An 11,755-nucleotide genomic window follows, 5' to 3' on the forward strand; every position below is an offset into this window, starting at 1 on the left:
AGCCAATCCCGAACACCACAATGGTATACAGGAACACCGAAGTTTCCTACCGTCCAGCCTCAAACACATCCTGCAAAATACTGTTCAGTCGAACAGCATAGGCTTTGGCGCTGTTCTCCTGCTCAAGCATCCTCAAGGCACCGGCGCGCACTGTGTTCCACAACTCCTCGTCCGTGTAGAGCGCCACCACACGCTCGGCAAAACGTTCAGCGTCGTTGTCGCCGCCCGACACAATCTCCAGACCATCCCGCCAGCCAAGCTGACGGCAGAGGAGATCAGACGCCACCACCGGCAATCCGTAGGATGCCGCCTCATGCACCTTGAAGGGAATACCGCCCGCATAACGGGTCGGCGCGATAAAAACACGGTGCGTCGCATACAGTTCTGACGGGTCTTTGACCGGTCCAAGCAACTCGACACGCGGATCACGCCCCAGAACACTGAGATCAACTGCGGCCCCACGGAAACCGGCGACAGAGAACCGAACATCCTCAGGCAGACGATCCCGCAGCAGGGGCAGAACCTTCTCCACGAACCAAATCAAGCTGTCATGGTTAGGCGAGTTAGGCTCATGAATAGCTCCGAGAAAGAGCATGTCACGGCGTTCGCCCCAAGCCTTCGGTATCGGTCTGACAGGACACATGTGCCCGAGCTCGGCGACGTTTTCAAAGCCAGCTTCATGCAGAGTGCGCACGTCCAGCGAATTGACGGCGACAATCTTCCGGCAGAACCAGGCCGCTGCAAATTCAGCACCCAGCGCTTCGTCCAGCGTTCGCGTCTGCGGTTCATCAAACAGCTGCGCCTTCAGCAGATCACGAGGAGACGTAACCGCCTCCGTGTCGAGCACAACCGCATCGAGCGGCAGCGCAGGAGCCTGCGCCATCAGGATCGGCAGCAGTCTGCCTATGTTATGCGTCCGGCCAATCCACACACAGTCCCATACCCCGCTGCGTTCCTGCAGGAACGCGTCGAGCGTCTCATAACCGCGGTCATGCAGAACCTCCACCTCCGGTGGAAAATCCGCATAGATCCGGGACAGGGGGTCAACCGACGCATAGATCGGAAAGACCGTGACCTGATGGCCAAGCGCCGCCATGGTGCGCACAATGTCATTGGAGCGCACGAAGCCGGAGCCAAGACTGCGCAAGGGCACGCGATCCTCAATAAAGAGAATACGTTTGACCGACGCACCAGCGTTACTGCGGGCACGCGCCGCAAGCCGGGGAGAGGGCGGGAAAGCCTGCGCAAAAACGGCGGCATGTCGCTGTTTCAGACGGTGACGATCTGCCGTATCAAAGGCGGACGCTTCCTTGTCACTGACATCCTGCGAGGTCAGGAATGCTGGCTCATAGCCAACATGCTGCCCTGCCTCCGCAGCGCGCAGACAAAGGTCAGCCAGTTGCGCTGCCTCAGACTCCAGCCGCCCGTCAAATCCCTCCAGCTTTTCCAGCAAAGTACGGTCGATCAAGAGAGCCGGGACCGTTCCACACGCCACAGGTCGGCGGAAACAGGCGGCAGGGTCTGCCATCGGGGCGTTTTCAAGATAATGGATCAGCGATCCATCTCGCCCGATCAGAGCGCCCGCTTCAAGGATACGGCCGTCAGCCCGCAGGGTCCGACCCGTCACAATGCCGATACGTTCCTCTGTAGAGGCCGCCTGGGTGTCGAGCGCATCAAGTGCGGCCTGCAAGCTGCCGTGAGCCAGACGCATCCCCTGCCCCAGCCATAGCACCGCCGCTCCGCGTACGTGAGGCAGCGCTGCCTTCAGCGCCTCAGCCCGCGTTACCGAACGATCCAGTCTCAGAATCTGCATACCACGGGCAAAATGTTGCAAACGCGTCGTATCGTCGCGTGAGCCGGCATCCACGACGATAACATCCACAGGTCCGGCATAGGTCATGCGCAGGGCCGACAGGGTGGACAAGGTCAGGGACAGACGGTTGCGGACGAGGAGAATAACACTGAGGCGCGATTCCTCCTGCGCAGTAAAATCCAGAGGACGGGCGGCGAGAAGCGGCAAAAGGTTCTCGGCCTTCCGCACCGCAAGCCCTTCGAACACTTTCAGATCCGGACGTTCCAGCCCTGCATCGAGTGGCTGCTGGTGTCGACGGGACAGCCAGTGTTCGAACACATCGCGGACCAGACCGCGCTCGATATCAGCCCGGACCGTTCCGGAGAAAAAGTAGGCGTTAAGATCGACATCCGGATGGGGACGGCGGCGCTCGAACGCGCCATAACGCAGGAAATGGTCGTAGGCGGAACGAAGCTGCCCGGTCGCTATGGCGTCCGCGATATCGGGATACTGCTCCAGATAATAGGCTTCACTGAACCACTCCAGACCACAGAAATCGACCGGCGTCTTATTGGTCAGGAAATGGTGGAGCGGGTTGCGTATCTGCCCCGCCTCCACGGCTTCCGCCACTTCTGGATAGGTTTTCAGATACCATTCAGGATCGAAATACCAACTGACCCTGAGAGTGTTCTGTTCGGCTTCATCAGCCAGAAAAGCCGCAAACGGTCCGGTTTCCGGGATGGAAAGCGCACTAGTCTTTCCTGCCGCCTGTCCGGGGGAGCCGTCGCCCCTGACACGGGCATGGGTGTAATAGAGATGCGGATCAAACAGCAGATGGCCGGAGCGGAATTCACGGTCGCCATATCGAAGATAATGATCGTATCCGTTGAACGCCCCGAGCCGCTCCAGCGTGGCGCGGGTCAGGTCAGGGTAGCGTGCAAGGTAAACCGTTTCTGAGAATAGCCAGTGTGGAGACCGGTTGATGTAACCGTCCGAACAGTAATGAGTGAAGCCGGACTCAAAAGAACCGGCATGCACTGCTGCTGCAACATCAGGATTGGCCTGCAGATACCATTCTTCATCAAAAAAACGATTGGGTGAGAGGTGCAGTTCTCCGGCAGTCTCCGCATAATGTGCGGCAAGCGTTTCCGGGTCCGCATCGACCAGATCGCCCAGTACATCCCGATAACGGGCGCGATACCACTCGGCATCAAAGCGCCTCCAGAGAGGAGCATTATCAGCAGGAAGCGCAGAAACGACAGACGACACCCATGGCCCTTTCAACACCTGGCGAGGACATCTCCCCGAGCATGGCAACGGTTATGCTGCTGGAGACAATGTGTGAAGGCCTTTTCTGTCTGCGGCAACAGTCTCCTTCGGCATGATGCGGCTGGCGTCAGCCTGCAGCTTGCTTGGGACGTCGGGACTGCCAGAGGGCGAAAAAATCGATCTGCTGGATGATGACGGGAATGAAGCCCGCTTCCCGGGTCAGGTCGGCCAGATAGTTCCGGGCCGCAGGGAAGAGCATCTTCGGCGCTTCAACCAGCAGCATCGGCTCGAACGACTCTGCTGTCACGTTGCGCAGGGTGAACATCCCTGAATAGGTGATCTGGGTTTCAAACAGTGTCGGCGCTTCACTGCCATCCACAGGCGCGTCCCCACGTCCCACGCAGTTCATCACTATGTCGACTTCGAAATCAGGCTGATTTTCCGCAACCTGCCGCGCCATGACATCCAGCGTCATGGATGTATTGGGACGAACAGGCGGGCGGGTATGCAGCAGGGCTGAATCGAGCGCCCTGAATGATACGCTGCGGATATACTGTGCACCCATCAGAAGCGTCGGCGTTGCAGGTGCCTTTGATCCGGAGCCGCCCACGCTATCCGTAGGGTTTCCCGCACCTGTTACTGTTTCCATCGTATTCTGATCGGCCATACCTGAGGAGACTTTCTGTTACATATAAATCCTGTGCGCAGAAGGGCTTAGCAAACTCCCTGCAGCACTGCGAGTGTAATCCCAAAGCCATTGCCATTAAATGAAGCGACCATGTAAAATTCCAAGCGCTGGCATCGGCACCCAACCCTTCGGCAGTTCTCCCTTATAAATCAAAGTGATATGATAATCGGGCGCGGGATCACGTGCCTCGGCCAGGAATCGGGCGTACGCCGTAACCTGCTCCCTTCGCCACTGACAGTCGGCCAGAGCGGCATCACGCGATATATGAATACTTGCGACTTTCCGTTTACGTCCGATCATCGCCACCACGGCCCAGATCTTGTCCTTCCCGGACTGTCTGCTTTCCTTTTTCCCTGGGAGCTCGAACGGCAGAACGGTCACCATCATACCGGCCCTTTTTCATCTCTGCCGCTTTGCCCTGCCTGATGACCAGCGTCACAGACTGGGAAACGATAGAAGGGAAGAGAACGATCCCTCACGAAACCACGCGGCCCGGAGGATGGCAAGATGTCTGAGGGTGTCCAACCATTCCTGACACCAGCAGCGCCTTCATCCCGGAACATCCGTGCGCAGTCAGGGAAACACTACGGTCCTTTTCCCAGCCTCAGCGCATCAGGATGCCACGGTTCCAAACAGAAACGCGCGTAAAGCTCTCTCCTGTCCCGCATCTTCTCCCAGTTCATGCGTCTCGACAGACACGATGGATTGCAGGGACAGGGCTGACACCAGCCACCCCGCTCCCACTTCCCTTATACGGGTGAACGGCACGGACTGTTCGACGCAGAGCCCAGCCTCCAGCAGTCTCGCCCGCGACGTTCCCGACAGGGCACCGTCCTCGACTGGCGGTGTGACTAGCCTGCCTTCCAGCATCAGCAGGATATTCGCAGCGCTCGCCTCGGCCACGTTGCCCTGCGCATCAAGCAACAGGGCATCATCGTAACCCGCGGCGACAGCTTCCATCCGCGCCATGACCATTGGCAGGTAATTGAGAGATTTGACCTGAGACAGAGGTGAACTTCCATCCCGCACATAACGGCTGACGCCCAGACGAACGGGGCCGGGTATGGCTTCCGTTGCCGCGGCACAGGTCAGCATGAGTGTCGGTTGCACCTGCTCCGGAGGGCGAAGTCCGCGCGGCCCACAACCTCGTGTGACCGTAAGACGCATACTCCCATCCTCAAGCCCGGATGCCACCAGAAGGTCGCCCACAGCCCTCCGAAGCATGATTCGGTCGGGCGGAGGTAGAAGCAGCGTCACACATCCGGCGGTCAGCCGGTCGAGATGCCGCTCCAGCAAGGGCACGCAACTCGCCGCCACCCGCATGGTCTCGAATAGTCCGTCTCCCAGCAGGAGGCCGCGATCGGTCGGATCGATTCTGGCCTCACTCGCTGGAACAAGCTCGCCGTTCAACCAGAGCAACGAGGTCATGCTCCGAACACCTTCAGCAAAGCCTCGCCTTTCAGCCGCATCTCGTCATATTCGCGTGCGGGATCAGACAACCATGTGATCCCACCGCCAACGCCGATCCTCAGCCTGTCATCGCAACGCTCCACGCTTCGGATCACAACCGAACTGTCCATCGTCCCGTCCCTGCCAATCCGGAAGACGCTGCCACAATAAGCCCCACGCGCCGACAGCTCGACCTGATCGATGATCTCCATGGCGCGTTTCTTGGGCGCGCCTGTTACGGAGCCCGGCGGCAATGTAGCCCGCAGAAGGTCGAATGCATCGAGACCGGATTTCAAACGTCCACGCACGCAGGAAACGAGATGCTGCACATGGGCGAACGGCTCCACTTCACACAGTTGCGGCACCGACACCGAACCGATGTCACAAACACGCCCGATATCATTGCGCATCAAGTCGGTAATCATGAGATTTTCGGCATTTTCCTTTTCGTCCCGTCGCAGCTGTTCGGCCAGACGCAGGGTTTCCGTCGCATTGCCTCCCATTGGAGCGGTCCCTTTGATGGGGCGCGTCTCAACAATACCTTCGCGCGAAAGCGACAAAAACCGCTCCACCGAGGCGCTCAGGAGGGAGAACGGACGGTCTCCGTTCCGTCCGCAACGCCCTCGGAGAAAAGCCCCGAAAGGTGCGGGTGATCCCTGACGCAACAGGTCGTACACGGCCAGATCGTCAAAATTGGAGGGCACAACGGCTTGCCATCGTAGTGTCAGATTGGCCTGAAAAATGTCGCCCTCGCCAATCAGACGGACAACTTCCCTGACCGCTGAAATCCACTGCTCCCGATCCATGTCGGGCTGAAAATGCACGCGCGCAGAGTTGGGTGGCGTCAACACGCTTTTATCCGGCAGCAAAGGCAGATTGACCTTCCCTGCTCTGAAGCAGCGTCGCTCCAGTCGGTCAAAAGCAAAAACAGTCTCATAAGAGGCCGCAAGAATGTCTGGCGTCTCCGCCCGGTGACGCGACATCACCTCTTCCAGCGCCATGCCCGCAGCATAAGACGCCAGACCAACCAGCCCTCCTGCAAAAGGAAGATCTGTATGCTCTACAGGCAGCAACCGGGCGTGCATATCCTGCAGATGGTCCCATGCATTGCCTGTGACAGGGCGACCATTTCTGATCACGCCATCCTGCGACGATACAAGTGTTTCAGATGGTTCCACGCACAGAAAGGACCAGCGCGCCCGCTCGTCACCGGGGAGAGCGGCAGGCGTCCCGCCACTATCGAGGAACGCAACCCATGATGCGGCCTTCCAGGCCTGCAAAGCAGTCCATGGGTCCATCCAGGGGAGTTCAGTGACAGAAAAGAGGCGCATTTCCGCTTTTTACACACAGACAGACTTCAGAGAAACATCGTCTTTAGCCGTCACTGTTTAACTGCATTGGCGGCATGCTTCGCAAACATTCCACACCATGCGACAGGAATCATGAACTTCTCAGACAGACAGTCCATCCCCACCACAAAGAAATGCATGGGAGAGTCTTTGTCCTTCAGAATCAGAAGCATAGCGTCCACATGACACGGAAAATTTCAGTGTCCAATCCTGTCATATTGCCCTAAAAGCACACTCATTGCTGTTCAGGAACAAAAAATGAGCGCCACACCGTCTCGTCGGGAAGTAGATAAAACAGCCATATTGCTCATGATTTTTCTCTGCATGATATGGGGCCTTCAGCAGACGGCCATCAAGGCAATTTCCGCCGACATGGCCCCTGTCCTGCAAATGGGCATCCGGTCGGCGTTAGCCGCGCTGGCCGTTGGTCTGATCATCATATGGCAGAAAGACTATCCGGCTTTTCGCAAAATCCCGATATTCGCAACCCTTTCCGTCGGAATCTTTTTTGCGCTCGAATTCCTCCTGACCAGTGAAGGTCTCTGCTTTACGAGTGCTGCCCATATGTCGATCTTCCTTTATACCGCACCAATCTTTGCGGCACTTGGGCTTCATGTCGGCTTACCGGAAGAGCGTCTTTCTCCGATACAGTGGGGCGGTATCGCATTGGCGTTTCTGGGCGTCGTCGTAGCCTTTGTGGGACCGGGCAGCGGCATGAACGATCCTGCGCTCCGCTATGGCTGGGTGGGCGATATACTGGGAGTTCTGGCGGGAGCCTCGTGGGGCATGACGACCCTTATCATCCGCTTTTCCAACCTTTCGGAGGCTCCGGCCACGGTGACTCTGTTCTGCCAGCTTACTGTTGCCAGTATCATACTCATACCAACAGCATTTCTTTCACATCAGACAGTCTTTCACCCGACAACAATGGTTATCCTCGATTTTATTTTTCAGCTTGTTATTGTTTCCATCATCAGTTTCCTGATCTGGTTTTCTCTTCTCAGAGTCTATCTGGCTTCCCGTCTTGGGGCGCTATCTCTCATGACACCGCTTTTCGGTATCCTGTTTGGGGCTGTGCTTCTTCATGAAACTCTCAGACCAGAATTCCTGTTCGGATCGGCGCTGATCCTCAGCGGCATAAGTCTTGTGAGCAAACAGGCCATTTTCAAAAGAAAGGAGCATTAGACATAATCATTCTTTCCAGAAATACTGCAATAATGGCATCACTGTAGACACACCATCGACAGGAACGGATCATAACTGGAAAATGTTGTTTCCAGTAAGTCGACAACTTTGTATTTTTTCCAGACATTCAGAAACCCATGGCTCAGCACAAGCAGATCAGGGCAAAAGGGCGCGATCCAGGACAACATCCCGATTTTTTTCGGATAATGGAATAGCGGGAAACGGATTAATCCCAGTTACTCGCTCCAAAGACGCCTGACTGACAGCATTACAACGGTATGGCGTGGTATTTTTACAGACAATCACAGAAACAGATTTTTTCGATGGTACATACACCGCTTTCCAGAGCGATGAGGGCACACGAACATGATCAGGACCAATCGTTCCCAATGGGGCGCGAAAGGCGGGGCCGGTCACCACATAGACTTCCCGATACCTTTTCACACTTTTTCTGACATTGGCTTCAAGATGGTCCCATGCGCCGGAATTCAGTCGCGCCGCCTGAGGAACGATATTGGAAAGCAGAAAAGTCTCCGCACGAGCGCTTTTCGTAGCCATATCACCTGAAGGTGTCAGGTGACCACGCGACCATCCCGAGCGTTTGTAATCCATCAGTTCGGATCGATCCTCAAGTGGCAGCCTGAGGTCTTCCTGAAACTCCGCCCTGCCTTCCAGCGCTTCCGCCTGAGTGATACTGGCCGCAGTCAGATGTTCCGCGCTCCATACGGCTTCTTTAGCCTGAGCTGAATACCCTGTCGCAAAGGAAAGTGAGCAGAGCAGCAGCAGCTCCCGAGAGGAAGCTGCTGGCTGGCTTTGCGCGGCAAAATGATCGGAACATGCTGCGCTGGCAGAAATGGGTATCAGAAATGCCAGCAGAGCAAAAAGCCATAACGAGAGATGATTCATGCAGCAAAGTGTGCCGCATAGTCTGCATGCAGATCAACGTCTGGAAAAACATGGCATTTCCTGCACCGAAGATTGGCTATCCAGCACAGGAAACTTACGAAATCAGAAAAATGTGTAGGACTGGTTCCGCTTGCTTTCCAGCGACGTCACAATGGATGCCTGCACAACAGGCGCCACAAGTGCATGTCCCGGAGCCAGCGGATGCACATCATCCGTGTAAATGTACCATCCCGTATTTTTCTCAAGTGTATTTGAGAGATCGGAACCGATATCAATCGTCGCCACTTTGGAATCACCCGGATAAGCAGAACGATAACTGTTCATGGCGTTATTGAAAACCGCCAGCCATGATGAGGCATATTTCGGAGAATAATGGAAACCGAATGGAACAATCTGGAAAAGCCACGCATCCGGTGCTGCCTGACGATGAGCGGCCATCGCCTGCGTCATGGCTGCCTGCGAATCTGACGTGCTGGATTTACTCAGGGCCTCGTTGGTCAGATAATTGACCGCAATGGCGACAGGCTCTGTCCCAATGTCTCCATAGGCAGAAAGATGGTTGTTGCTGTCAAGCGCTGAGACATTTTCATCGATCTTGTTCCAGCGACTTTTACTGTCATCATAGGTTCCACCACTGCCGGAACTGGATCCGGAGACGTAGTAATAGGGCGGAACGTCCGCACCGCTATCTCCACTGATGAGATAACCGGAATAACCACAGGCGGAAACACAGACCTCATATCCCAGCGCTCTTAAACCCTGCAGAACCTGGAATGTGTAACCGTAAACAATATTATCCTTGTTGTTGTTCGCCTTGATACCTTCTGTGATACTGTCACCAATAATCTTGACCCAGCCTTTTGTGCCCGCGGTCGAAACCCCTGCACTCGAGCTGTCATCAAGCGTCATTCCTGACACAACAAGATTGTTCGCACCCTGATTCCAGCGGGCACTCTGCGGTGTATTGCTCATAATGGCAAAAAGGACATTTTCTGAAGACGCCGTAATTCCGGACAGCGTGATATCCCCTGTCACAGCGACTGTCGTGCCGACACCATTGAGATACAGGGTAACATACGCTCCTGTTCCGCTGGGCCCCAGATGAAGGGTTGCCGTCGGGTTGGCGGATGCGGTCCATGTAAAGACAAAATAGGCCCCTACGTTCCATGTACGACGCCATGCAGATCCTGCGCGCCCTTCGTCTCCATACCAGTTGCCGGGAGAGAAGAGGAAAGCAGGCGAATCAACCGTGATAGTACCGCCCGTTACGGGCGCAACCGGCGTTGCCGTCTGTTCTGCCGCCTGTGTCGTGCCAACAGAATTGGTTGCACCAACCGTCACATAGACCGGTGTACCATTTGTCAGGCCGGTAATCGTATAGGAACCGGGTGCAGCCAGCGTAGTAACCGGAGAGCTGCTTTCACCTCCAGCACTTGTGCCCACAAAAATCGGATAGCCTGTAATGGCAGCGCCACCCGTGGAGGTCGGCGCCACAACTGTCACAGTGACCTGACCGGAACCCGGAGCAAGGGTAAAGGAAGGAGCCGACGGGGCTGTCGCCTGTGAAATGACAGTCAGTGACAATGCCGATGGATTGGTAAGATTTCCGCTATTCGTCGTCGATAAGGAACCGGAACCGACCGACGAGGGCGTAAAGGTGAACGTGGCCCCACTTGTGCTCCCCGCCGCGAGCACAACAGTCGCAGGAGAAAATGTGCCCGCAAGTGTACACGTGGGCGTGACAGTAACCGCAGATAATGGAGCAGCATTCGGCGTAACCGTATAGGTTGCTGCTGTATTCACAGCCAGACTGGAAGAGCCGCTCAGCGTATAGGCCGTGGCTGCAGGCGCAACCGGTGTTGCGGTCTGTTCAGCGGCCTTTGTTGTGCCTGCTGAATTGGTTGCGCCAACCGTCACATACACCGGTGTGCCGTTTGTCAGACCGGTGATCGTGTAGGAACCGGCAGCTGTCAGCGTGGTGACAGGAGAACCGCTTTCACCTCCGGCGCTTGTGCCAACAAAAATCGGATAACCCGTAATGGCAGCGCCACCTGTAGAAGTCGACGCCACAACTGTCACAGTGACCTGTCCCGAACCCGCTGTCAGGGTAAAGGAAGGAGCCGAAGGGGCTGTCGCCGGTGCGCTGGCAGTCAGTGACAGTGCTGAAGGATTGGTCAGGCTTCCATTGTTTGTCGTGGACAAGGAGCCTGAACCGACTGCAGATGGCGTGAAAGTAAACGTAACACCACTGGAACTTCCCGCAGGAAGTGTGACAGTCGTTGGAGAAAATGAGCCTGCAAGTGTGCATACGGGTGTGACAACCACCGCCGCAGCAGGCTCTCCGTTCGGTGTGACCGTATAGGTTGTGGCGGTATTCACAGTCAGACTGGAAGAACCGGTGAGAGTATAGGCTGTGGCCGTAGTGGCGACGGCATCACCATTATAAACAGAGATTTCCTTGATGCCAGCAGCATTGCTACTACTAGCGGAATAGGCACAGAGACCGAATGATCCAGCGACATTCTGAAGTGCCGAAGCATTCAGTGTTGCGTTACCAGTAACCGTTGCGCTGCCAAGAGTAGCACCGGCAGAATTGGTCACGGTAACGACCATAGTTGACGTCGTGGATGTGTCCTGCGTCAACTGAACATCAAGAGTAACCAGATCACCACTGGACGGCTGCGTCGAAAGCGTCTGATTCAGAAACTGTGTAAGTTTTCCAGCGACTGACGCAAAGCCATGCAGGTAAAAACCGGATGTATTATGATCAATGCTGATCAGATAACCCTGAAATGCTGTTGACCCTGTAGCCCGGTTTGCCCGAAGCATAAAATAGATTGTCTGATTGGTATCAATATGAACCTGAGCCGTCATGCGACCAGACATCGCGTCTTCCGACTGCGGACGGTATAGAGGTCCACCAGTCCAGGGTGCGCTTTCCTTGATCGACGTCAGATAATCCTGCGTCGTATCGGACACGAGTGTCGTGCTCGACCAGGCATTGCCGACAAGATCAATCCATCCGTCCAGAAGCGTCTGGCCGGCAGCAACCGGGCCTGCTGCTGCCGTAACCGTAGTATCGGCAAGCTGCGTCCATGTGACCATATATAAAATTCC

Annotated in this window: 8 protein-coding genes; 1 reads left to right on the forward strand and 7 read right to left on the reverse strand. The window is 55.9% G+C overall.

The window, feature by feature from the left end; translation table 11 throughout:
* Positions 1-46: 46 nt before the first annotated feature.
* The 5 genes from EMQ_RS08170 to EMQ_RS08190 all read right to left on the reverse strand — a co-directional run bounded on the left by EMQ_RS08170 (position 47) and on the right by EMQ_RS08190 (position 6,496).
* On the reverse strand, positions 47-3,061 hold the full coding sequence (locus EMQ_RS08170) for a glycosyltransferase (protein WP_010667045.1): 3,015 nt from the start codon (positions 3,059-3,061) through the stop codon (positions 47-49).
* Between the two features lie 127 nt (positions 3,062-3,188).
* Positions 3,189-3,728, reverse strand: a complete 540-nt coding sequence (locus tag EMQ_RS08175; protein ID WP_010667046.1) for a protein-export chaperone SecB — start codon at positions 3,726-3,728, stop codon at positions 3,189-3,191.
* A gap of 96 nt (positions 3,729-3,824) precedes the next feature.
* Positions 3,825-4,136 (reverse strand): hypothetical protein, encoded by a 312-nt coding sequence (locus EMQ_RS08180; RefSeq protein WP_018308186.1) that lies wholly within the window; start codon positions 4,134-4,136, stop codon positions 3,825-3,827.
* A gap of 225 nt (positions 4,137-4,361) precedes the next feature.
* Positions 4,362-5,177 carry an aminotransferase class IV gene (locus EMQ_RS08185; protein WP_010667048.1) on the reverse strand — a complete coding sequence of 272 codons (816 nt, stop codon included), beginning with the start codon at positions 5,175-5,177 and terminating at the stop codon, positions 4,362-4,364.
* A complete protein-coding gene (locus EMQ_RS08190) occupies positions 5,174-6,496 on the reverse strand; it encodes an anthranilate synthase component I family protein (RefSeq protein ID WP_018308185.1) in 1,323 nt (440 codons plus the stop codon). Before EMQ_RS08190 ends, EMQ_RS08185 begins: the two co-directional genes overlap by 4 nt.
* A 309-nt stretch (positions 6,497-6,805) precedes the next feature.
* Here EMQ_RS08190 and EMQ_RS08195 point away from each other — a divergent pair, with 309 nt between their 5' ends.
* Entirely contained in the window at positions 6,806-7,732 is a 927-nt protein-coding gene (locus EMQ_RS08195; RefSeq protein ID WP_010667051.1) for a DMT family transporter, read from the forward strand.
* A 156-nt stretch (positions 7,733-7,888) separates the two neighbouring features.
* On the opposite strand, the gene EMQ_RS08200 is transcribed toward EMQ_RS08195, so the two are convergent.
* Together EMQ_RS08200 and EMQ_RS08205 are read right to left on the reverse strand one after the other, a co-directional pair.
* Complete coding sequence (locus EMQ_RS08200; RefSeq protein ID WP_010667052.1) at positions 7,889-8,638, reverse strand: DNA/RNA non-specific endonuclease; 750 nt, start codon at positions 8,636-8,638, stop codon at positions 7,889-7,891.
* Between the two features lie 102 nt (positions 8,639-8,740).
* On the reverse strand, positions 8,741-11,743 hold the full coding sequence (locus EMQ_RS08205) for an SGNH/GDSL hydrolase family protein (RefSeq protein ID WP_018308183.1): 3,003 nt from the start codon (positions 11,741-11,743) through the stop codon (positions 8,741-8,743).
* Positions 11,744-11,755 lie beyond the last annotated feature (12 nt).

Source organism: Acetobacter aceti NBRC 14818 (assembly GCF_000193495.2).
Taxonomy (GTDB): domain Bacteria; phylum Pseudomonadota; class Alphaproteobacteria; order Acetobacterales; family Acetobacteraceae; genus Acetobacter; species Acetobacter aceti.